Origin of the sequence: Streptomyces sp. RPT161 (assembly GCF_027533845.1) — a bacterium.
In the GTDB taxonomy this organism is placed as follows: Bacteria; Actinomycetota; Actinomycetes; order Streptomycetales; family Streptomycetaceae; genus Streptantibioticus_A; species Streptantibioticus_A silvisoli_A.
This window is the reverse complement of sequence record NZ_JAPZVN010000006.1, coordinates 30048-51579: the sequence shown is the minus strand read 5'-3', so window position 1 is coordinate 51579 and position 21532 is coordinate 30048. Positions and strand designations below refer to the sequence as shown.

Genomic DNA, 21532 nt, shown 5'->3' with positions numbered 1-21532 from the left:
ACACGCCCGCCGTAACCCGCGCTCCATCCCCTGCTCACGTCGGTGTGAAGGCGGTGGCTCTGATTGAGTCACATTGGTAGTTCCGGTGCGCGCCTTCGCACGGCAGTCCGCGATTCGCGCTCGGTCCATTCGACCCAGAAAGACCTGGGTGCCATGCGCCGCTCGCTGCGCAGGGACGTCAGAGCGGGAGCGCTCGCGGCAGTGTCAATGCTGCCCTCAGTACTCGGACTTGGAGTCGCCTCCGGACTTGGGGCCGCCTCCGCGGTGATCAGCGCAGTGCTGGGTGGAGCGATCGCGGCCCTGCTTGGCGGAGTTCCTCTACAAGTCACCGCTCCCACGGGAGTGCTCGTCGCGGTTCTGGCTCCCGTGACACGTACCTACGGGCCCGCCGGCTCCCTTACCGTAGGACTGCTGGCCGGCTTTCTCCTGATCATTGCGTCCCTCATCGGCGCCAGTCGCGTCGTGCGCCATATGCCCGTGTCAGTGATCCAAGGGTTCACCATCGGTGGCGTACTGGTAATCGTGCTTCGGCAACTCACCGTCATTCTGGGACCGTCCGGCAGGCACGGTGGCCCTGTCGCCTTCACAGCGGCCAGGGCGCTCACGGCATTTATGACACATCCGCACTGGCATACCGTGATTGTGGCCAGCGTGACGATGACGGTGCGTCTGGTCGACCGCCGGTCGCGCCTGCCTGGACTCCTCACTGCGGTGACAATCGCCGCTGTCACCGCGCTGACCCTCCGACTGCATCTGGCACTGCACCACATCGGATACGGCACCGGCGGGGTCCCCCTGCCCTCGGTGAGGTTCCTGGAAGCTTCCTCGGTGCCGGCCCTTATGCCTTCCGCCGCACTGTTGGCGCTGCTGGTGACTCTTGAGTCGCTGCGGGCCGTCATCTCGACACAACCGATCAACGCGGAGGACCAACGTCTCGAAGACAGGGAGTTGTTCGGCCAGGGAGTAGCCAACCTCACCGCTCCTCTCTTCGGAGGTATAGCCGCCACAGGCAGCGCCGCGCGCACGGCCGTGAACGTTCGTGCTGGCGCCACGTCCCGCGTCGCCTCCCTTGTGGGTTGCTCGACCTTGGCCCTCATCTCCTTGACCGCCGCACCGTTGATCGCCCAGATTCCTCGCGTAGCCCTGTCAGGGGTCGTCATCGCCACCATGGTCCGGTCGATCGACGTCAAAGCACTGCTCACGCTCGCCCGTGTTGACCGAAGCCAAACCGTCGTCGTGGCAGTCACAGCGGCCACTCCGCTTGTCTTCAACTTCGCGATCGCTCTTGCCGCGGGATCCGCGCTGGCGGCATCACTGGCCTTGCGGCAAATCGCCCGTACAGCACACGTCGAGTTGGTGCCCGCACCAGGGAGACCGGTGTTCTTCGAATCGCTTCCCGTCAGATGGAATCCGAGCGCAGGACTCCCAGAGGAGCAAACGGACAGGTTCAGCCTCGAAGGGGCGCTGTTCTTCGCCACCGCCGACCGTCTCCTGCGCCCCGTCAGACGATCCCCGGCCCGCCTGATCATCTTGGACATGTCTCGGGTGACCTCGGTCGATGCCACCGCCCTGATGGCGTTGCGGGCGGTCGTTGATGCGTTCGCGCGTCGCGGAACCCACGTGCTGCTACGTGGTGTCGGCCCGGACTACACAAAGGCCGTGCGCGCTGTCGGCCTGGCGAACGAAGCACGGGCCAGCAAGCATCCCGTCGCCGACACGGGTGGTACCGAAGCCTGCCCCCCTGTCGGTCCGCCTGGACCACGTAAGCCTGCTGACGGCTGCCCCGTACAGGATCGGCAGGCACCAGGGTTCCGTCGACGATGAACACGATGTCCTTGCGGACCAGCGTGCCGGGCTGAACGCCGGGCGAGGCCCGAGGCGGTCGATGAACTCCGCAGCAGAGTCGACTCGGTCGACGCGGGTGAGCGTCAGAGGTGTCGCCGCAGCGCTTGAGCGTAAGTACGGAAGGCCTTCACCAGTGGGTTGCGGTCATCGGCGCGGGTCGCCAGGACGACGTGGCTCGGCTCGACCCCTTCGAAGGGGATCGTGGTGGGGTCGGGGCGGATCCCACTGACGCCGGAACCAGCCGGAATGATGGCTACGGCCTGTCCGGCGGCGATGAGTTCGATCTTGTCCTCAACGGCGTCGATGAGCGGGCCGCCAGGTGCTCGGCTGCCATCGGGCCGGGGGTCGATTCGCCAGAAGGCGTTCCAGGCCGGGTCGGACGCCCGGGGCAGGGGTTCGTCGGCGATGTCGTCCACGGTGACCGAATCCTTGCCGGCCAGACGGTGGTCGAGCGGGACCAGCAGCACGCGGGGCTCGTCGTAGAGGACACTCACGTGCAACTGGTCGGTGGGGAACGGCAGCCGGGCGACCGCAGCGTCCACGCGGTGGAGCAGGATGGGCGAGAGATGAACGAGATCTGGATCTTGGGCGCTACGGGCTGGACTGGCCGCGCGGTCGCCGCCGAGCTGGCGGCGAGCCACGGGTCGCCGGTGCTGGTGGGACGCGATGCCGCGCGCCTACGCCAGTTGGCCACGACGATCGGCGGCACGTCGCGAACCGTGGTGACCGGCTCGGTCGACGCTGTCGTCTCGCAACTGGCGGCAAACCGGCCCGCCGTGGTGGTCAACACGATCGGTCCGTTCACGGAGACCGCGCCGCTCATCGCCCGCGCGTGCCCGCCGGGCACCCATTACGTCGATGTCGCGAACGAACTCCTCGCCGTCACCGGGCTGCTGGGACTGCATGACGAGGCCGCCTCCAGCGACCGCTGTCTGGTGACGGGTGCGGGGTTCGGTGTGCTGGCCACCGAGAGCGTGGTGCTGAAGATGTGTGAGGAACGGCCTGTTCCGACGCGGGTGAGAGTCGACGCGCTGGCGATGGTCGAGGCCAAGCCCGGCCGCCTCGGCTCCGCCCTGGCCGGGTCGATCGTGGACGCCCTCGCGGTCGGTGGACGCCGCTACGAACACGGCCAACTCGTGCGCGCCAGGCTTGGCGGTGACTTCGAGCGCTTCACCCTGCCTGACGGCTCGACGGCCCAGACTGTCGGGGGTCCGAGCGGTGAGCTGGAGGCCGCCCGCCGTGCCAGCGGAGCACCGTTCGTGGTCGCCGCGTCGGGCGCGGTACCAACCGGGCGGGCGGTCCGGGCGGTCCTGCCGGCAGCGGCGGCGTTGCTGTCGCTGCCAGCGCTCGGCAACGCCGCGAAGCGTCGGCTCGCACGTGTCCGCGTCGAACCGCGCGAGCAGAGCAGGCAGTTCTCCTGGGCGCGGGCCCGGGTTCAGGGCCCCGACGGCAGCATCCGGGAGGGGTGGCTGCGGGCGGGTGAGGGCATGGCGTTCACAGCCTCGGTGGCGGCCGAGGTCGCGAGCCGTCTCGCACGCGACGAGGGCCGCCCGGGCGCCTACACGCCCGGCGCGCTCTTCGGCCCCGAACTCGCCAAGAAGGCAGGCGGGCGGTTCCTTCTCGATGAAGGGGCATCCTGAGCACAGACGCCCGCATCGATCACCGCGGGGCCACGTGGGACGTGAGCAACGCCGCGCGACGTAGCACCAAGGCGCAGCGGCCCCACCGTCCGCCGGGTGTCAGCGCATCGACTTCCCGGCCGCCACGATGTCCGCGGTCATGTCGTCCGCGGGTTGCAGCGAGGTTCTCATGGCGGCCGTCAGATCTGCCGTCTCGGTGGCGGGATCCGCGGATTCGGTGGCTGCGGTGCACCTTTCGGCGAAGCCGGCGATCAACTGGACGTAGGCGGCCCAGTGGGCGCTGGTCGCCGTTCCCGGCGGTGGCGGGAAGGCCCCGGTTTGCGGTGCGACGTGGGCGAGGGTCTGGCAGGCGAGTCGGAATCGCGAGTCGTGGGAGATCGCGGCCCAGCTGGCCTGCTGGCGAAGTGCGGGCTCGGCTGCCTTGAACAGATTGGTGAGGGCGCTCTGCGCCGTGAGGGCCTGGGCGATCCCACCGCCCCTCAGCCAATCCGGATAGCTCTCTCGGGCGACTTCCGCGGGGTCGAAGTGCGGCGCCACGTAGTCCACACCCACGCTGTCGACCTTCTCATGGTGCGGCGGTGGCCAGGCGGCCAGTCCTATGAAGACGCAGGCCAAGGCCACCAGGCCGAGGCGCGGTGCCGTCCCCGAGAAGTGCCCCAGCGCGGGACGTGGCCGGGGCCAGCGGCGCAGTGCCCGCCCGAGCAGGACACCGCCGACCGTCATGGCAGACCCGAGGAAGCCGACGTCCCGCAAGGCCTGGAAGGCGACGAAGACATCGCCGTGACTTGGGCAACCGGCCGTCGAGATCTGCAGACCGGGCACGCAGGAGTCGGTGACATGGGCTGCCCACAGGGCAAGGCAACACAGCAGGCCGGTGACGGTGGTTGCGAACAGACTTGGCATCAGTCTCATCCGCCGGGCGCCGAGCACCAGACCGGTGCCCAGTTGGACCACCAGGACGGCAGCGATCTCCCAGCAGACGAACACCACGGCGAACCCACCTCCCGCACGGGTCCCGGATGGCACGGTGGCATGGGCCACCGCGCGCAGGCTGAGCTCGATCACCAGCCACACCAGCGCCGCGACGACACCGCTGCGTGCGGCGGACCGCACAGTCCCCCGCCGGGCCGCGCCGAGCAGCAACGGGACCAGCCAGAGCAGTGGCGCGGCGAAGCTGGTGACCGGCCCGAGAACGGGCAACAGCACGAAGGGGTACAGGACGCCCTTCACCACGGCCGGGTCCAGCACGGTCCAGTGAGCCTCCAGCACACTCTGCCGCCACATCGACGCGTCGCCCGCCAACGTGTCCGCTATCGGTGGCATGCCGTAGTTGAGGTTGTTCCACCAGCGCAGACAGGCCCAAGCTCCGGCCAGCACGGCGACTGCGGCAAGTAGACCGCACGGCCACCGGCTCGTCGCACCCACCAACTGCGAACAGTGGCCGGCCCAGTGGCACAGCAGCACGGTGCACACCAGCATGAGCGCGACGAGCACCAGATCCCGTCCCAGGCCGGCCAGCGTGAACGAATTGACCGAGAGAGCAGGGGAGTTGTGCAACAGCAGGCCCTCGCGCAGCATGACCAGGCCGTACGACGAGGCAAGGCCGAGGCCGAGTCCGAGCCCCGCGCGAGTGTAGACACCGCGCCCGCCTTGTCCGGATCCAATGAAGCTGACACCGCGCCAGCCGGCGATGCCCACCACCATGGCCGTGACCAGCGTCGTGGCCTCGTGCGAACCCTGGTTGATGAGTGAGTCGGACGAGCCGTCCCAGCTTGAGTCCAGCGCCAGATAGGCGTAGATGCCCGCGATCTGCACGGCGAAGCCAGCCGTGAAGTTCTCCCAGAACCCGGGCCGCAACAGGCGCTCAGGCTCCCCGAGCAGGCGGACACGAGCTGCCAACCTCGGATGGGTGTGCCACCACCGAGTACCGTCCTGCGCAGCGGCCGCCGTGAAGACCTCACGCAACACCGCCGGTGCCAGCCACTGCGCGGCCCGCGCGTCGGCGTAGCCCTCCCGTACCCGGAGCACCGCGATGCGTGAGACGTAGACCAGGGCCGTCAGCACCAGGAAGAACCAGCCCAAGGTGGTTAGTTGGGCACTCCACAGCGACCATCCGACCCGGAACGGGTTGCGCCACGGCTGGGCCGTGGCCAAGGCCGGGTCCACCAGGGAGGCCAGCGCCGGGATCACCGTCACCAGCACGAACGCGCGCCAGGCCGCGAGTGTCACATACGTGATGGTCACGTCTCCGTTGCGGACGTGGGCCAGCTCGTGCAGCACCACGGCGCGGAACTTCTCCGGAGAATGCCGGAGCTGCACCACCAAACCCGCGCTCAACGACACCTCGCGCCGCCCGAGCCCCCCGAACGCCCGTCCTGCGGGACGCGGATTGGCCGACTCGATGAGGAACCTCGGTGTCCGGGCCAGACCCGCGGTGCGGACCAGCGCCCGCAACTCCTCCCGCAGGGCCGTGGTGTCCGCCGCCGGCAGCGCCTCGATCGGTATCAACCGCTTGCGCCGCCTGCGCCACACCGGCTGTAGGGCGAACAGCGCCAGCGTCACCACGGCCAGCAATGCGAGTGAAACCGCCACCCACAGAACGCTGTTGGGCGTCACGTTCGCCATGCACCGGTGGTACTGGTTGTATCGCGCCTGCTCGTCGGGCGGCAGCCACTTGCCCATCGCCAGGTAGTAGCCGCTGCGCACCTCGCACCGTGCCTGGGCGGCGACGCCGTCGATCGGGCGCCAGATGGTGCTGAACAGCCAGTACCACATCGCGGTCGCGCTCGCGGACAGCAGGATGAGCGTGCCGAAACGTAACGTTGTGCTGGCCGGAGCACTGAACGGGCCGTCGGCGGAACGCGTCATCTCAGGCCGTTCCCCGTCGACCCGTCCTCGCCCGTTGCGCTCTTGGCAACCACCGCAAGCAAAGCGTCCACCAGCGCCGTGGCACTCTCCGGTGGCAACTGGAAGTGCCCTGCGCGCTGGAGAAGTTGGTCACGCAGATCCGCGGCGGTCGCTGAACCGTGCTCGGCTTCAGGCGCGGTCGCCGCGTTGGCATCGGCTCGTCGTCGTCCGCGCAACCGGCTCCAGGCGCGGCCCAGTTCACGGCTGCCACGCTTGATGATCTCGTCGCTGACGTTGTCCGTGAGCCGGTTGTAGAGCGAGCTGGCCAAGGTCAGCGCCACAGGGGTGACCAGCGCCACCGCCGCGTCCCAGCCCGACTCGATGATCCCGTCCGAGTACCGGTGATCGCACCGCACCTCGCCACGCCTGGCGAACTCCGCCGCAAGTGGGGCGAAGAACGCCAACTCCTCGGGTGCCACGGTGGCAACGGCCTGCCGGGCAACACTTGAGACGAACTCCTGCCGAGCAGCTTCCCTTGCATCGCGCATCGCGATCCCCCTCCTGCGCAGCCGCCCCTTGGCCGCGCTCCGCACTGTGAGTGAACCACCAACTCCCCTGTTCGGTCGGGGTTTCGGAGTACTGCCGGGGGAGCAAGCCGTGGAGCGGCATGTACCGCAGTCAGCCAGCCGCAGGCCATGGGATGTCCGGGCAGGCAGGGGCCGACGACAGTGACGGGTCGTCGTGGCCTTGACCAGATGCGGCGGGCGTCGACAGCGCCACCCCGGAGCCCAATGAGAGCTCCTTTCAACAAGCTGGGGGCGGTCAGCTTGCAACGCTACATGACAATGGGTTCCATGTTCATATAGCCTGCCCCTGAGAGGAGGGACTCAGGACCATGACGCGCCGCACGAACCCCCGCAACAGAGGACCGAGCACACCGTCCCGGCCCTTCACCCTCGTCGTCTGCCGGGCCGGATGCGACGCACCGCAGGCCGCGGCGGTCCTGGAGCGGCTCAGGGACGCCGTACGAAGCTGCCCGCACGGCGTCCTGGTCACCACCGGATGCCTGGGCGGCATCCTCCAGTGCGATGCGCTCACTCCGCACCGGAGCAGCGTCCGCGGCATCTTCGCCGTGGTCCAGCCCTGCGATACCCGCCGCCGACCCACGGGCAGGCCGACCCGCCTCGGCCCCCTCACCGATCACACCGACGCCACAGCAGTCTCCCGCTGGCTGCGCGCGGGCCTGCCAGATGACGGCAGTCTGCCCAGAAGACTACTGGCCAGCCCACCGGCACGGGCGGTGGCCGGTCTGAACTGACCGGGGGCAACTTCCATCACGCTGGCCCCTGCGTGCACGTCCAGAGCCCGCGACCATGGTTCCGCTCGGCCGCGCCGGACGCCCCGACGAATGACGGTTGCCGCACCGACAGCAGCGCCGAAGGTCATGGCGGCGATGATGCCGAACCGGCGGGAGGCGTGGGCGCCGGTGCCAGCGCAGGCGTCGTGCACCAGCGCGACAAGGGCACCGGTGAACGCGAAGGTCGCACGGAGTTCGGGGACGCCGATGCGGCGAATGACGGCACAACGGATGCCCATGGTCGTCGACAAGAGCACGACGCAAGCGTTGCGGCCCATCCGCGAGTCGGGAGCGAGGAACGCCACTGCCGTGGTCACCGCGAGCAGGGAAATCTCAACCGCCAGAGCGGAAAACAGCCAACGTCGGCAACCCGGCGCGACACGGAAAGCGGCACCTGCCGTAGCGACACCCGCCGCAAACCCGGCGACGGCCAGCAACGGAGCGGGATCGGATAAGTGCGGCGCTCCCCCCGAGAGCGAAGCCCACCACCATGACGTTGCCGTTCATCATGCCGACAAAGACGTTGCCCAGGCTCCGGATTGATCTTGCCTGAACAACCATGGGCGTGCAAAATCCTGTCGAATCCAAGACAAAACCGAGGAATCTTTCGGACGTGAGTCGAAGCTTTTCAGCCATAAAACTGCCAGTAATTCCGGGGAGTTGAATTCAAGCGACAAGCGGAACCCCGGGCACGCGGACCGCTCAGGCCATCGTCATCTCGCCCTCTTCCACCACACCGTTCACGCACCTACCCTGGCCTCCGCGACACGCGATCACCACTGCGGGCAACGCCTGAGGAGCAACGGATGGTGACGGACCGGCAGGATGGTGGCGAAGCCGGGCTGCGGCGTGACGCGGTGGGCGTGCGCGAGGTGTTGTTCCAGAGCATCACCGCCATGGCCCCGGGAGCCGCCGTCGTGGCCTCGATCCCCGGTGGCGCGGCCTTCGCCGGCGGCAGCCTTCCGCTGTCCGTGCTGGTCGCGCTCATCGGCTGTCTGCTGACCGCCTCGTGTGTGGGCGAGTTGGCCCGCCACCTTCCCGACGCCGGTTCGGTGGCCACGTACAGCGCCCAGGGCCTGCACCCCGCAGTAGGGTTCCTGGTCGCCTGGGCCTATGTGTTCGTGGAGGCACTGGTCGCCCCGTTGCTGCTGCTTCAACTCGGCTTCACGATGGCCGGGAGCCTCCATGGCCAATGGGCTGGCTACCCGGCCCAGTTGTGGTGGCCATGGGCGTTGGCCGGGGTGGCGGTCATCACCGTGGCAGGGGTGTACGGCATCCGGGTCGCCGCCCGGCTCGGCACCGCCCTGGGCCTCTTCGAGATCGCCGTCTTCCTTCTCCTCGCGGTCCTGCTCACCGTACGCGCCGGAGCCCACAACACATGGTCCGTCTTCACCACCGCGCACACCGCGCCAGGGTTCTCCGGCGCCGGTGGCGTCCTGGCCGGCTCGGTCTACTGCATCCTCGCCTTCGCGGGCTTCGAGTCCGCCGCCCCACTTGCCGAGGAAGCCCACCGGCCACGTCACACCGTGCGCCTGGCGGTGCTTTTCGCCGCATTGGGAGTCGGAGGCATCTATGTGTTCACCACGTATGCCATGGCCGTCTTCTACGGGCCCGACCGGTTCGCCTCGTTCGGGGCAGAGGGGGCGGCATCCTGGGGCGGGGTGGCGCGGGCGTCGTTCGGGCTGATGTGGGTGCTGGTGTTCCTCGCCGTCGTCAACTCCTGTGTGGGCAATGCCAACGCTGGCGTAACCACCGCGACACGTACGGCCTTCGCGTTCGGGCGCATCGGGGCACTGCCTCGCGCCCTGGCCGTCGTGCACCCCCGGCACCGCTCCCCCGTGGTGGCCGTCGGTGCCCAGTGCGCTGTCGCACTGGCGGTGTCGTTGGGCCTGGGGTTCGGATACGGCCCCACCACGGCCTTCTACCTTGTCGCGACCATCATCGTGACGGTCGTCATCGGTGTCTACATCGTGGTGAACCTCGCCTGTGCGGGCTTCTTCCTACGTAGGCGACGCGCTCAGTTCCGCCTCGTACCGCACTTGCTGTTCCCGGTCCTGGGCATCGCCGCGTTCGTACCGGCCCTGCTGACAGCGGCTGGACTTCCCGTCTTCCGGTTCGTAGCCAAGCTGGCCGCGCCCGTGTCGTACGCGGGTGCGGTGGTGGGAGTGTGGATGCTGCTGGGTACGGGCGTGCTGCTCGTGTTGTGGCGGCGCCATCCGCGGCGGCTGGCCTTGGTCGGGCGGGTCCATGCCCAGGACGAGGAACAGCGAACCCCTCACAGAAGTGGAGCGGCACCCGAATGAGCGATCCGAAGATCGTGACCGTGCGGCCCGAACCGGACCAGTTCGCCTGGACGTTCGGCGGCGTACCGCCGCTGACGCACATCACGCCGGGGACGGTACTGCGGCTGTACACCGAAGACTGCTTCGCCGGGCGCGTTCGGTCGGAGAAGGATCTGGTCTCGCGTGTGTGCGAGTTCCCGTTCCTCAACCCGCAGACCGGCCCGTTCTACGTGGAAGGCGCCGAGCCGGGAGACACGGTGGCCGTGCACTTCGTGTCCATCGAACCCGCGCGCGACTGGGCCGCCTCCACCACCGTGCCGCTGTTCGGTGCGCTCACCTCGACCCACACCACCGCATCACTGCAGGAGCCGCTGCCCGAGGTCGTCTGGATGTGGGAACTTGACCGTGCACGTCGTACCTGCCTGTTCAGCGCCCGCGACAGCGGCATCGAGATCGAACTGCCGATGGATCCCATGCACGGCACGGTCGGGGTCGCACCCGCCGGACTGGAAGTGCGTTCCGCCCTTGTCCCCGACGCGCACGGCGGCAACATGGACACCCCCGAGATGCGGTCTGGCGTGACGTGTTTCCTCGGCGTCAACGTGGCGGGCGCGCTGCTGAGTCTGGGCGACGGGCATGCGCGGCAGGGCGAGGGCGAGACGTGCGGGGTGGCGGTGGAGTGCGCGATGAACACCGTGGTGATCGTCGAACTCCTCAAGGGCGTCAACACGCCCTGGCCCCGGCTGGAATCCGACACCCACATCATCTCCACCGGCTCCGCCCGTCCGCTCGAAGACGCCTTCCGGATCGCCCAACTCGACTTGGTTGACTGGCTCAACCGCGACTTCGGGCTGTCCCGCCTCGATGCGTACCAACTGGTGACGCAGGCCGCGGAGTCGCCGCTGGCGAACGTCTGCGACACGAACTACACATGCGTCGCGAAGCTGCGCAAACAATGGCTGCCTGCGGGGACCACCCATCGCGAGCTGCACCGCCAACTGCGTGAAACGGCCTCGCTGATCCCCACGTAAGGCTGCCCCGCCAACTGCGCCTGGTGGGCGAGAGGTTGGCCGACATCCTCTCGTCCGGGACGCTTTTCATCGCCAGCCCCGACTCGTGCACCGGCTCCGCGTCGGGGCGCCGCTCAACGATGCCGTCCGCGCCGCGGCGGCCGCCGGAGGCCGAGCCCCGACGTCCGTACGAGCGAGCTGGACAAGCGAAAAGACCGGTTCCGGCGCGGCTGCCCGGAACCGGTCGTCGTGATGCCGCAGCTCGGTGGTCAGCGACTGATCACGAGTTGATGCAGGTGTTCCCGAACGTCGGGTTGAGGAGCCCGATGATGTCGATGCTGTTGCCGCACAGGTTGATCGGGAGGTTGATCGGGACCTGGATGACGTTACCGGAGATGACGCCCGGCGATCCGACCGCCGCTCCGCTCGCAACGGAGTCAGCGAATGCCAGGCCGCTGCCACTGGCCAGGACTCCTCCGGCAACGGCGGTCACAACGACAGCTTTCTGCAACTTCTTCACGCCACGCTCCTCATGGGGGTCACAAACGACTGATCCGCCACGGTATGCGGGTAGACGCCTCCCGCCCTGCTGAAAATGCCCCGTTCGGGGAATTACACCCGTTCGGCGGCCAGTTCATGAGCCCCCAGGGCACCTTCGGAAAAAGGGACGAGCAACTCCCCGCACACGCCCTCAAGGACTGCTGCGAACCGCACAGAGCAGCGCGGCTTGACCGCTTGACTGCTTCCGGCGGTAGCGACGACCAGCTCGCGGCTCCGCAGGAGATGGCAGGCTGGCTCGAACAAGGCACCGGGGAGGGCCGATTGCGGCTGTGCGTGATCAGGCACTGCACCAAACCGCCTGACCAAGCCCGTGGGCGTGCGTCGTGCAGTTTCTTGCTGAACCGGCAAGGAGTCTCGTCGTCACCTACTCGTACGTCGCATGATCGGCGCTGAGCCATGCACCAGCGAGTCGCTGCGGTGTGGCCCGCAGCCGACCAACAGTCCTGGAGGACCCATGCCGAAGCAGCTTACGGATGCCACGCACCGCCTGGTCGCCTCGCCGGCAGGCCGGATCCACCTGGTGGAGCAGGGAGACGGGCCAATGGTGCTGCTCGTGCACGGCTTCCCGGAGTCTTGGTACTCCTGGCGCCATCAGCTTCCGGTACTGGCTGCGGCCGGGTATCGCGCCGTCGCCATTGATGTCCGCGGATACGGCCGTTCTTCCAAGCCTGGCGGGACGGCCGCGTACCGGATGCTCGATCTGGTGGATGACAACGCCGCGGTGGTGCACGCACTGGGCGAGGAGGCGGCGGTGATTGTCGGCCACGACTGGGGCGCGACGATCGCCGCGAACTCCGCTCTGCTCAGGCCGGAGGTCTTCCGTGCGGTCGGACTGCTGAGCGTTCCCTACGCTCCGCGCGGCGGCCCGCGGCCCAGTCAGATCTTCGAGCGGATGGGCGGGGACGAAGAGTTCTACGTCTCCTACTTCCAGCAGCCCGGTCGCGCCGAGGCCGAGGTCGAGCCCGATGTGCGCGGCTGGCTCGCTAGCTTCTACGCGGCCCTGTCCGCCGACACGATGCCCCCAACGAGCGCCGCGGACCCGCACTTCGTCAGCGCGGGCGGGACGCTACGCGACCGCTTTCCCGTAGACCGGCTGCCCAACTGGCTCGGCGAGGACGATCTCGACTTCTACGCCGGAGAGTTCGAGCGTACGGGGCTGTCCGGCGCGCTGAACCGCTACCGGAACATGGACCGTGACTGGGAGGACCTCGCTGACTTCGACGGTGCCCCCATCACGCAGCCGTCGCTGTTCATCGGCGGCGGCCTGGATGCCTCCACCACGTGGATGGCCGAGGCGATCAACGCCTATCCCGTCACGCTGCCTGGCCTTGTCTCCTCCCACATCCTCGACAACTGCGGCCACTGGATCCAGCAGGAGCGCCCAACCGAGGTCAACCGGCTCCTGACCGACTGGCTCGGCAGCCTGCCCGCCTGAAGTCGGCGCAGCGAAGGACGGCCGCTGTCATGGCTGTGTACGAGGCGGAACCTTGAGGGTCGGGGTGTAGTAGCCAGCCGGGACGGGTTCCCCGATGGGTACGCCACCGACCTCGACCCACGCGTGGGCGCGGAACGGAGTGGTGCGCACCCCGGTACACCAGGTGGGCCAGGTTCCGCCGAGACGGCACAACAACGCTGACGCCGGCTCGCACCGCTTCCCGTTCTCCGGCTCCATACCCGCCGACAGGCGGCTCGCGCCCCTCGTCTCACCCCGGTCCCGGTCCCGCACCGCGCACAGAGACGACCAATCCGAAGTGACATCGCCGAGTCGTGACATGAGCGGCGGCACGTCGGGGGTCTGCCAGCCCCTGTACTACCGCCGATCGGCTACTTGGCCGGTTCGATCGCCAGGGCGTGGTGGAACACGTTGCGCGGGTCCCAACGAGCCTTGATCCGTTGCAGGCGTGGGTAGTTGCCCTTGTAGTAGAGCGTGTGCCACGACACGCCCGAGGTGTTCCACGCCGGGTCGGCCAGGTCGACGTCCGGGTAGTTGATGTACGAGCCGTCGCTGACCTCGTTGGGCACCGGAACCCCGCCGGTGTCGGCGTACACGTCGCGGTAGAAGTCACGGATCCAGGCCAGGTTGGCCGCGTCGTCGGCCTGGTCGGACCAGATCGTCTGGTACACGGCCTTCATGACCACGTCCCGCTGGGCGACCGCCGTGGCCGTTGAAGGCACCGCGCCGACCCGGCCGCCGTACCCGATGAGCAGCATTCCCCTAGTGGAGTTCTTCGACGAGTCGGTCAAGTGGCGGTATATCGCGCCGAGTTGGCGGTCGGTGAACGAGCGGCGCAGATAGCCTGCCTTGAGCTTGTAGCGGCGAGTGGCCACGTCACCGGCCTCCCCCGTGCCCGGCCAGGTCGTCGGGTGCAGCCACGGCGCGGTCTGCCGCGTGTTGAGCGTCGGGCTCAGACCGGTACCGGCGGTGACCGCGGAGAGGAACTCGGTCACCAGGTCGTTGGCGTTCGGGATGTCCGCGTCGATCTGCACGGTCATCTGCATGCTTCCGGAGACCCGGTGCATCGGCATCAGGATCGCGTACAGGCCCGTGTACCGCGAGCCGGGCGCACTGTTGTGCTCGTGCCAGTCACCGAAGTTGCGCAGCAGTCTGGTGAAGGCCCGCTCGGTCATGCGCCGGTCCCAGTTCCAGACGACCACGCACTCCAGCACGTTGCGTGGTGCTGGCGGCAGCAGCCGTGACGGGTCAGTGCCGGTGGTGCCGGGCGAGCGCAGCCAGTATCGGGTGACCACGCCGAAGTTCCCGCCGCCACCGCCGGTGTGCGCCCACCACAGGTCACGGTTCGGGTCGTCCGGCTCGCGGGTGGCCACCACCACACGGGCGGTACCGTCACGGTCGACGACCACCACCTCCACCCCGTACAGGTGATCCACCACCGAGCCGTACCGCCGCGACAGCGGCCCGTATCCGCCACCCGCGAAGTGCCCGCCAGCACCCACCTCAGGGCAACCACCCGCCGGAATCGTCACGCCCCAGCCCTTGAACAACGTCCGATACACATGCCCGAGCGTGGCCCCCGGCTGCACCGCGAACGCGCCCCGCTCGGCGTCGTATCCGACCGCGTCCATCGGCGAGAGATCCAACAACAACCGCACCGCGGGATCGGCGGTGAAGTTCTCAAAACAGTGCCCGCCACTACGCGCCGCGATCCGCCGCCCGGAACGCACCGCGTCCGACACGGCACGCAACACCTGATCCGTGGACCCGGCCACACGGATCTCCTCCGGGCGGCCAACGAACCGGAAGTTGTCGCCGAGCAACAAGCTGGCGTACCGCCGGTCGCCAGGCCGGACGGCCACCGGCCCGAACGCCGTGGCCTGCGGTCCGGCCGCGGCGGCGGTCGCGGTGGGCGCTGCGGCCAGCGGGCCCGCCAGCCCCGCGGCAACGCCACCGGCCGCCACGGCGCCGGCCTTGGCGAGCAGCCCACGGCGATTCAGCGAGCAGTCATCCGTTCGGCCCATCAGCATCTCCCTGGAATTCCGAGTCCGTCCGCGATGGGAGCACTGCTGCCCGTGTTGCCGCCCGACATACCAACGTCGCGGCAAAGTCAACTCGTCACACGGCACTTCACGGCGCGCGGGGACCACCACGAGCAGGGGCCGCCGCTGAGCGGAGGCCGCGAAGCCATCGGCATTCACTTGCTGTTCATGGCCAGTTGGCCATGCGTACTTGTCCGCGTATGGGTGGCCGACCCGGGTCCCCATCGCTCAACCTCCCGCGGACTGAACCCAGTTCGAGGACGGCCCGCACGCCCTTGCGTCACCAGCATCAGGTGCAGGGCATGGTGTCGGTCGCGAGATATCGGGCAGGCGCTGCCGTAGGGATCCGTGCGGGAAGGACGCCGACACGGTGAGTCGCGTGCCGGGCGAAGGGTGGGCGGGCAGATGAGCGTCAACGCGGAGTCGATCATCGACTGGTTGGGCGAAGAGGTCGTCGACCCCGAGGGGCACCGGGTGGGGCGCCTCGAGGACGTCTACGTCGACACCTCCTCGGACGAACCGGTGTTCGCGGTGGTCAAACTCGGCCTACTCACCAGCCAGCGGCACGCCTTCGTACCACTGCGCGGCGCGACAGTGGCTCCCCGGCACGTGAGGGTCGCCTACTCCGCGGCGTTGGTGCGGAAGGCGCCGGCACTTGAGCCAGGTGGAGTGCTTCCGGTTGAGGCCGAGGTGGATGTGTACAACCACTACGGGCTGGAGTACACACCAGCCGAGACCCCGGGCGGTCGGCGTCTGGCACGCCGGTAGGGCTGGGCACGAGCGATACCAGGAGGTGGGGCAAGAATGCGTACGGCGGTTCTCGCAGTGGTTCTGGCCTGCGTCGTGGCAGGTCTCATCGGCTTCATGGTCAAGGGCCTGCTCTGGCTCCTCGCGGTGGCGTGCGCCGTGTTCCTGGTGACCGCCGCCTCCGCTCTCCTTCTCGCGGTAGGGCGCATGGTGAAGCGGAATCGCATCATCAGGCAGTGAGCGCTGCCAGGAGTTTCCGATGCGCGCGGGTCCACCCTGCATATGTCGTTGTGCCTCGGCGAGGGGGCGGCGGCGGGAATGTTCCGACGGGGCGCCTCGTTGCCTCTGGGCCCGTCCACGTCGCTACCCCTGGAGCATCGTGTCCGAGACCACGTCCGCCACCTCCAGCGTTCTTCCCGTACTCCCGGCCCTGAGCGTGCAGGCCGAGCGACTGATCGACCTGGGAGTGCACGAGATCGCCGGGCTGCCCGCTACCGAACTTCTTTCCTTCGCCGCGGCCGCCGAGGCCCCTGCGGGCGGCGACAGCGCCCTGCTCGCTGTGCACCCGGACCACGCTCCTGCTTCTGCCCTCGCGCCCCTGCTCCGCCACGACGGCAAGCCGGGCTTCGTGGTCACCGACATGCCCGACGTCGACCTCTTCGCCCCACTCGACACCGTCTCGCTGCCCGACGCCCCGCTCTACCTCCTCACCGGCCTCGACCGCGGCGAGCAAATGGCCAACTGGAGCCCGAACGAGGCGCTACCCGCCCTCACCGCAGAGGACCGCACCCCGTTGCTGCTCACTGAGGGTGTCCACTGGGTGATGCAGCAGCCCGCCGTCCTGGAGCGCAACCACTGCTTCATGACCATCGGCTCCCGACTGCGCAAAGCCAACGGCGCCCTGGACGCCCGCACCCCTGCGATCTGGATCAGCAACGGCACCGGACGGGACGGCCGCGAGCGCCGCAACGCCCCCAAGATCGGCTGGTGCTGGGCGGGCAACCGGCACACTTGGCTGGGCTTCGCCTCCGCGACGGGCCGCCGGGTCCAGGACCTGTAAGGAGCCGTGAACACGTGAGGCCGCCTTCGGCCGGGCGCGGCGGCACCGCTGATGCCGCCGCGCCCGGCTGGGTACTCCCGGTCGGTGTTCACCGGTGCCGTTCGCCCGGTTTCCGCCGCCCCTTCTCCTCTCGGGCTGCGGACTTCTCCAGCCGAGCGCAGGCACCCCCCCATCCGGGTGGTGCCGTTGTTCCGGCTCAGTTCAGACCTCGCTGAGGAGCCGGGTGCGCAGCCGGGTCAGTGTCCGGGACAGCAGCCTGGAGATGTGCATCTGGGAGATACCCAGCTTTTCGCCGATCTCCTTCTGGGTCATGTCGGAGCCGAACCGCATCGACAGGATGGCGCGTTCGCGATCGGGGAGTTCGGCGATGAGCGGCTTGAGGGCCGTGAGGTTCTCCACCCCTTCCAGCGCGGGGTCCTCCACGCCAAGACGCTGGATCCACGAGGTGCCCTCCTCGTCCTCATCGTCGGACTGGGCATCGATGGACGAGGCTGTGTAGGCGTTGGCCGCGACCTGGGCCTCAAGCACCTCCTCCTCGCTGATGCCCAGGCGCTCGGCGAGTTCGGCGACGGTGGGCGCGCGGTCGAGCTCCGCGGCGAGGGCGTCGGTCGCCTTGGCCATGTCGATCCGCAGTTCCTGCAGACGACGCGGTACCCGCACCGACCAGCTCGTGTCACGGAAGAACCGCTTCATCTCCCCGATGATCGTCGGCATGGCGAACGTGGGGAACTCGACGCCGTAGGCGGGATCGAACCGGTCGACGGCCTTGATCAGTCCGATCGTCCCGACCTGGAGGATGTCCTCCATCTGGTCCGCGCGGTGGGAGAACCGCCTGGCCGCGAACCGCACCAGCGTCATGTTCGACTCGATGAGCGTGTTGCGAACGTACTGGTACTCCTCGGTCCCCTCCTCCAGGACCTCGAGACGCTCGAACATCGCCTTGCTGACCTGCCGAACCTCCGCAGTGGTCGCCCGTCCCTCGACGAGCGCGTCGAGACAGTACGCGTCCTCGCTACTGGAACTGTCCACGACATCGTCACCCTTGGCGCCGACCTGCTGGTGAGCGAGCTGGACCGACATTCTCCTTGCCTCCTGCTAGTCGATGAACAGTTGTTGTTCGACAATTGAGTAGCCTCCTACCCATCTGGCGGACGCTAAACATCGCCGTCGCCCCCAACGTCCTGTTAATGCCACGAGGTTCGCAGGTGCGTTGACCGGCGCCACTCAGCCGTCAGGCGCGCGGCTGCTCGCGGACGCACCAGGACCGTCCGGGCGCCCGGGACGGCTCCCGAGTTCACCCACACCTCATCCGTAGCTCCGTTTGAAGTCAGGGCGGGTTCGAACACGGCTGTGAAGCTCCTATGAGTTGCCTGTGAGGTTGTCAGGTCCACCGCTCCTCGCCTCCTCGAAGGAACCCGTCGTGAAGCGCTCCGCTGCCGCCACCGCCGTAGCCCTACTGGCGTCCGTCGCCCTCGTAAGTGGCAACGCCTTCGCCCAGGATGTCCGCCACGCACGCGCCGAGCGGCAGTTCCTCTCCACGAAGACGCCGTACGCTCCGCAGGAGGGAGTCGACGACTACCAGCGCCCGCCCCACGGCTTCACCCCGATCTTCACCGAGACCGTCTCACGCCATGGTTCCCGCGCGATGACCGACAGCGATGACGGCGATTCGGTGGTCGCGGTGTTGAACAGTGCCGCGAGGCAGGGCGCGTTGACCCCACTCGGCGCCCAACTCGCGCCGCGAATACGCTCGCTGCTGACTGGCGCCGCTTCGATCGGCTACGGCAACCTCTCCGGGCTCGGTGCCCGGGAGCAGCGGCAGACCGCGCTGCGCATGGAGCGCCGCCTGCCTTCGCTCTTCCGCACGATCCGCAACCGGCGAGAGCCGATCGAGGTGGAGACCTCCGGCGTTCCCCGTACCGTGGCCAGCGCCAACGCCTTCACCAGCGGTCTGGTCCAGGGTGATCCGGGCCTGGTCGGGCTGATACGCAAGCCGGTCGTCGACAAGGATCTGCTGTACTTCCACAAACAGCCGCAGAACGCCGACTACCAGGCCTACCTGTCCCATGACCCGGAGCTTGGGGCCACCCTCACCCGTATCGACGGCGAGCCACGCACGGCCCGAGCGGCCAAGGACGTGTTCTCGCGGCTGTTCGGCCCGGACTTCGTGGCGGCGACCACCACGGCGGACCAGATCGACTTCTCCCGTTCGCTGTACGAGCTGTACAGCGTCGCGCCCGATCTGCGCATCGAGGCCCCGAACGCGGACCTCGACGCCTTCCTCCCGGCACGGGACGCCGAGTGGTTCGCGTACCTGGACGACGCCGAGGAGTTCTACGAGAAGGGGCCCGCCTTCCGCGGGCGCACGATCACCTACAAGATGGCGAACGTCCTGCTCGACGACCTCTTCACGCAGGCAGAGGCGAAGGCGAGCGGCACCAGTGGCAAAGGCGCGGTGCTGCGGTTCACCCACGCCGAGGAGATCGAGCCCCTGGCCGTGCTGCTGGGCCTACCCGGCAGCACCAGGGCAGCGGACCCGTCTCGGCCGTATACCTACCGGAACAACCCCTGGCGTGGCGCGAGAGTGGCGCCGATGGCCGCGAACGTGCAGTGGGATGTGTACGCGGGGCCCCGAGACGGCGGCGGCACGGAACACCTCGTGCGGATGCTCTACAACGAGAGGGAAACCGCGTTCAAGGCTTCCTGCAGGCCCATGGCCAGGGGCAGTTACTTCTACGACCTCGCAGAACTGGAGCGTTGCCTCCACCGCGGGTGATCGACTCCTCGGCCGTTCAGATGTGTTCGGCGCGGATACCAGCGCCGCTTCTCGGCCGCCTGTCATCCTCGTCGCGACGGCGGCCGGCCCGATGCCGACCGCGGAGGATGCCACCGGCACACCGGCTCGTACCTTCGCCCAGCGGGCGCACGGCCATGCCCGGGAGTCCGTCCCCGCCTGACTGTCGCGGAACCGTGGCCCCGGCTATCCGTGCGGTAGCGGATGCACGGCGAGGTGGCGCGCCGAATCGTGCAGCGCCCGCACATACGCCGCCAGCCCGACGGCTGCCACCGCGACGGAGTCCCACGGTGCCGAAATCACCCGCGAGCCTCCGAAGCTGCCGAGGCAGGAGAACAGCAGCAGCGCCACCAGGTAGCCGACCAGCCAGAGCCCGGCGGTCAGGTCGGCGAGGTCGCGCTCCCGGCGGATCTGCTGGTACGCGTACAGCAGCGCGGACAGGAAGAGTACGGGAAGGGCGACGCGCAGTTCGTGCCAGCCCGCCCAGTAGAAGATGAGGGTGGCGATCACGAAGGCCGCGGGGGCGAACCAGCGGGTGCCGCGTACCCAGTTGGCCATTCGTCCGGGGTCCACTCGCCGTACCGAGGCCTCGGCGACGACGCTGATGGAGTAGGCGAAGAGGCCCAGCACGCTGGTGGCCGCCACGATGGACTGCCAGTTGCCGAAGGGGAGCAGGAAGGCGACGCCGATGGCGAAGTTCACCAAGAGTGCGCGTCGCGGCACACCGGAGCCCGCGTGCACTCTGGCCACGGCGGCGGGCAACAGCCGGTTCTTGCCCAGCGCGTAGGCCTCCCGGCTGGTCTCCGCGGTGAAGACGAGTGCGGAACCGACCGGCGAGGCGATGGCATCGGCGTAGAGGACCCAGGTCAGCCAGGTCAGGTTGAGTGAGGTGGCGAGTTCGGCGAACGGGGAGTTGAAGTTTACGCCGTGCCAGCCATCGCCCAACTTCCCGGCGGGCACGGCGGCGATGAAGACCATCTGCAGGACGAGGTAGAGGGCCATGGAGAGCAGCAGTGCCGTGATCACCGCGCGTGGGATGTCGCGGCGCGGGTTGCGGGCCTCTCCGGCCAGGTCGATGGGGCCCTGGAAGCCGGTGTAGGCGTAGATGACTCCGGCGGTGGCGATCGCGGACAGCGGTGCGGCATACCCGTACGGCGCGAAGCCGCCGTGTCCGGTGAAGTTGTGGCCGTCGAAACCGGACGCGAGCAGTGCCACCACGGTCAGCACGGGAATGGCGAACTTGGCCACGGTGACAGCGAGGTTGACGTGGGCGAAGAGTTGTACGCCGAACCAGTTCACCGCGACGAAGGCCGCCATGAGCGCCAGTCCGGCCACTATGCCGAGTGGTGTGAGGTGGCCGTCACGGTACAGGTTCGGGATGTAGTGGCTGGCGTACTGCAGCACCGCGGCCGACTCGCTCGGCGGGTTGGTGGCGTAGGAAACCCAGATGCCCCAACCGACCAGTGTCGCGACGAGCCGTCCTGAGGTGTAGAGGGGCCACCGCACCAGCCCGCCGGTCTCCGGGATCGAGGCGGCCAACTCGACCATGACCAGCGCGATCAGAACGAGGGCGAGGCCGCCCACGATCCAGGTGAGCAGCGCCGCGGGGCCGGCGATGCGGGCGGCATGCATCGGGCTGAGCAGCCAGCCCGAGCCGATCACGCCGCCGAAGGCTATGGCGGTGAGTTGCCAGAACCCCAGTCGGCGGCGCAGCCGCTGGTCTTGACCCTTGGTGTGCTCGTCACCAGCGACACGTGGCGTCGTCACCGTGCGGCTCCTCTGCGCGGCTCGGGCATCTGCGACATGGGTTCGAAACCTGGTTCCCAGCACGGTTCGTGGCGAGCGCCGCGCGCAGGACGGTTTGTCCAACGGGCTCAGCGGGCGCCCGAGTTCG

At 68.5% G+C, this 21532-nt stretch carries 18 protein-coding genes and 1 pseudogene; 10 read left to right on the top strand and 9 right to left on the bottom strand.

The window, feature by feature from the left end:
* The first annotated feature begins 153 nt into the window (after positions 1 to 153).
* Positions 154 to 1824, top strand: coding sequence for a SulP family inorganic anion transporter (locus tag O5O46_RS14895; protein WP_269855898.1), 1671 nt, complete (start codon positions 154 to 156; stop codon positions 1822 to 1824).
* 104 nt (positions 1825 to 1928) lie between these two features.
* Here O5O46_RS14895 and O5O46_RS14890 read toward each other — a convergent pair.
* Positions 1929 to 2402: pseudogene (locus O5O46_RS14890) on the bottom strand (LysR substrate-binding domain-containing protein); the annotation flags it as partial.
* A gap of 9 nt (positions 2403 to 2411) precedes the next feature.
* Here O5O46_RS14890 and O5O46_RS14885 point away from each other — a divergent pair.
* Positions 2412 to 3485 carry a saccharopine dehydrogenase NADP-binding domain-containing protein gene (locus tag O5O46_RS14885; protein WP_269855897.1) on the top strand — a complete coding sequence of 358 codons (1074 nt, stop codon included), beginning with the start codon at positions 2412 to 2414 and terminating at the stop codon, positions 3483 to 3485.
* A 99-nt stretch (positions 3486 to 3584) separates the two neighbouring features.
* Here the strand turns inward: O5O46_RS14885 and O5O46_RS14880 are convergent, their stop codons facing one another.
* Both O5O46_RS14880 and O5O46_RS14875 read right to left on the bottom strand, forming a co-directional pair.
* Positions 3585 to 6353 (bottom strand): M56 family metallopeptidase, encoded by a 2769-nt coding sequence (locus tag O5O46_RS14880; RefSeq protein WP_269855896.1) that lies wholly within the window; start codon positions 6351 to 6353, stop codon positions 3585 to 3587.
* The gene (locus O5O46_RS14875) at positions 6350 to 6880 is read right to left on the bottom strand and encodes a hypothetical protein (protein ID WP_269855895.1); all 531 of its coding nucleotides are present in this window, start codon (positions 6878 to 6880) and stop codon (positions 6350 to 6352) included. Before O5O46_RS14875 ends, O5O46_RS14880 begins: the two co-directional genes overlap by 4 nt.
* A 347-nt stretch (positions 6881 to 7227) precedes the next feature.
* On the opposite strand from O5O46_RS14875, the gene O5O46_RS14870 reads away from it, so the two are divergent.
* A complete protein-coding gene (locus O5O46_RS14870; RefSeq protein ID WP_269855894.1) occupies positions 7228 to 7650 on the top strand; it encodes a hypothetical protein in 423 nt (140 codons plus the stop codon).
* Here the strand turns inward: O5O46_RS14870 and O5O46_RS35470 are convergent.
* Positions 7533 to 8126: a DUF1275 family protein gene (locus O5O46_RS35470; RefSeq protein WP_443072539.1), complete on the bottom strand. Its 594-nt coding sequence runs from the start codon at positions 8124 to 8126 to the stop codon at positions 7533 to 7535. The genes O5O46_RS14870 and O5O46_RS35470 overlap by 118 nt on opposite strands.
* Positions 8127 to 8495: 369 nt before the next feature.
* Between O5O46_RS35470 and O5O46_RS14860 the strand changes: the two genes are divergently transcribed.
* Together O5O46_RS14860 and O5O46_RS14855 are read left to right on the top strand one after the other, a co-directional pair.
* Positions 8496 to 9992: an APC family permease gene (locus tag O5O46_RS14860; RefSeq protein WP_269855892.1), complete on the top strand. Its 1497-nt coding sequence runs from the start codon at positions 8496 to 8498 to the stop codon at positions 9990 to 9992.
* Positions 9989 to 11002 (top strand): acetamidase/formamidase family protein, encoded by a 1014-nt coding sequence (locus tag O5O46_RS14855; RefSeq protein ID WP_269855891.1) that lies wholly within the window; start codon positions 9989 to 9991, stop codon positions 11000 to 11002. Before O5O46_RS14860 ends, O5O46_RS14855 begins: the two co-directional genes overlap by 4 nt.
* 259 nt (positions 11003 to 11261) lie before the next feature.
* Here O5O46_RS14855 and O5O46_RS14850 read toward each other — a convergent pair whose 3' ends face one another.
* A complete protein-coding gene (locus tag O5O46_RS14850; RefSeq protein ID WP_269855890.1) occupies positions 11262 to 11501 on the bottom strand; it encodes a chaplin in 240 nt (79 codons plus the stop codon).
* A 495-nt stretch (positions 11502 to 11996) separates the two neighbouring features.
* On the opposite strand from O5O46_RS14850, the gene O5O46_RS14845 reads away from it, so the two are divergent.
* Complete coding sequence (locus O5O46_RS14845) at positions 11997 to 12977, top strand: alpha/beta fold hydrolase (RefSeq protein ID WP_269855889.1); 981 nt, start codon at positions 11997 to 11999, stop codon at positions 12975 to 12977.
* Positions 12978 to 13004: 27 nt separating this feature from the next.
* On the opposite strand, the gene O5O46_RS14840 is transcribed toward O5O46_RS14845, so the two are convergent.
* Together O5O46_RS14840 and O5O46_RS14835 are read right to left on the bottom strand one after the other, a co-directional pair.
* The gene (locus O5O46_RS14840) at positions 13005 to 13214 is read right to left on the bottom strand and encodes a lasso peptide biosynthesis B2 protein (RefSeq protein ID WP_443072538.1); all 210 of its coding nucleotides are present in this window, start codon (positions 13212 to 13214) and stop codon (positions 13005 to 13007) included.
* Between the two features lie 152 nt (positions 13215 to 13366).
* Positions 13367 to 15019 (bottom strand): FAD-binding oxidoreductase, encoded by a 1653-nt coding sequence (locus O5O46_RS14835; RefSeq protein ID WP_269855888.1) that lies wholly within the window; start codon positions 15017 to 15019, stop codon positions 13367 to 13369.
* Positions 15020 to 15442: 423 nt separating this feature from the next.
* On the opposite strand from O5O46_RS14835, the gene O5O46_RS14830 reads away from it, so the two are divergent.
* From O5O46_RS14830 to O5O46_RS14820, 3 genes are all read left to right on the top strand, one after another.
* Entirely contained in the window at positions 15443 to 15805 is a 363-nt protein-coding gene (locus tag O5O46_RS14830; protein WP_269855887.1) for a PRC-barrel domain-containing protein, read from the top strand.
* Between the two features lie 36 nt (positions 15806 to 15841).
* Positions 15842 to 16024, top strand: coding sequence for a hypothetical protein (locus tag O5O46_RS14825; protein ID WP_269855886.1), 183 nt, complete (start codon positions 15842 to 15844; stop codon positions 16022 to 16024).
* Positions 16025 to 16163: 139 nt separating this feature from the next.
* Entirely contained in the window at positions 16164 to 16844 is a 681-nt protein-coding gene (locus O5O46_RS14820; RefSeq protein ID WP_269855885.1) for a DUF5701 family protein, read from the top strand.
* A 201-nt stretch (positions 16845 to 17045) separates the two neighbouring features.
* Here O5O46_RS14820 and O5O46_RS14815 read toward each other — a convergent pair whose 3' ends face one another.
* Entirely contained in the window at positions 17046 to 17924 is an 879-nt protein-coding gene (locus O5O46_RS14815) for an RNA polymerase sigma factor SigF (RefSeq protein ID WP_269855884.1), read from the bottom strand.
* Positions 17925 to 18264: 340 nt separating this feature from the next.
* On the opposite strand from O5O46_RS14815, the gene O5O46_RS14810 reads away from it, so the two are divergent.
* Positions 18265 to 19620 (top strand): histidine-type phosphatase, encoded by a 1356-nt coding sequence (locus O5O46_RS14810; protein WP_269855883.1) that lies wholly within the window; start codon positions 18265 to 18267, stop codon positions 19618 to 19620.
* 204 nt (positions 19621 to 19824) lie between these two features.
* On the opposite strand, the gene O5O46_RS14805 is transcribed toward O5O46_RS14810, so the two are convergent.
* The gene (locus O5O46_RS14805) at positions 19825 to 21405 is read right to left on the bottom strand and encodes an APC family permease (RefSeq protein WP_269855882.1); all 1581 of its coding nucleotides are present in this window, start codon (positions 21403 to 21405) and stop codon (positions 19825 to 19827) included.
* Between the last annotated feature and the right edge of the window lie 127 nt (positions 21406 to 21532).

What these genes read in the sequence shown, in the direction of transcription:
- O5O46_RS14895 (WP_269855898.1), top strand. Translation starts at nt 154, where the DNA reads ATGCGCCGCTCGCTGCGCAGGGACGTCAGAGCGGGAGCGCTCGCGGCA.
- O5O46_RS14885 (WP_269855897.1), top strand. Translation starts at nt 2,412, where the DNA reads ATGAACGAGATCTGGATCTTGGGCGCTACGGGCTGGACTGGCCGCGCG.
- O5O46_RS14880 (WP_269855896.1), bottom strand. Translation starts at nt 6,353, where the DNA reads ATGACGCGTTCCGCCGACGGCCCGTTCAGTGCTCCGGCCAGCACAACG.
- O5O46_RS14875 (WP_269855895.1), bottom strand. Translation starts at nt 6,880, where the DNA reads ATGCGCGATGCAAGGGAAGCTGCTCGGCAGGAGTTCGTCTCAAGTGTT.
- O5O46_RS14870 (WP_269855894.1), top strand. Translation starts at nt 7,228, where the DNA reads ATGACGCGCCGCACGAACCCCCGCAACAGAGGACCGAGCACACCGTCC.
- O5O46_RS14860 (WP_269855892.1), top strand. Translation starts at nt 8,496, where the DNA reads ATGGTGACGGACCGGCAGGATGGTGGCGAAGCCGGGCTGCGGCGTGAC.
- O5O46_RS14855 (WP_269855891.1), top strand. Translation starts at nt 9,989, where the DNA reads ATGAGCGATCCGAAGATCGTGACCGTGCGGCCCGAACCGGACCAGTTC.
- O5O46_RS14845 (WP_269855889.1), top strand. Translation starts at nt 11,997, where the DNA reads ATGCCGAAGCAGCTTACGGATGCCACGCACCGCCTGGTCGCCTCGCCG.
- O5O46_RS14840 (WP_443072538.1), bottom strand. Translation starts at nt 13,214, where the DNA reads ATGGAGCCGGAGAACGGGAAGCGGTGCGAGCCGGCGTCAGCGTTGTTG.
- O5O46_RS14835 (WP_269855888.1), bottom strand. Translation starts at nt 15,019, where the DNA reads ATGGGCCGAACGGATGACTGCTCGCTGAATCGCCGTGGGCTGCTCGCC.
- O5O46_RS14830 (WP_269855887.1), top strand. Translation starts at nt 15,443, where the DNA reads ATGAGCGTCAACGCGGAGTCGATCATCGACTGGTTGGGCGAAGAGGTC.
- O5O46_RS14825 (WP_269855886.1), top strand. Translation starts at nt 15,842, where the DNA reads ATGCGTACGGCGGTTCTCGCAGTGGTTCTGGCCTGCGTCGTGGCAGGT.
- O5O46_RS14815 (WP_269855884.1), bottom strand. Translation starts at nt 17,924, where the DNA reads ATGTCGGTCCAGCTCGCTCACCAGCAGGTCGGCGCCAAGGGTGACGAT.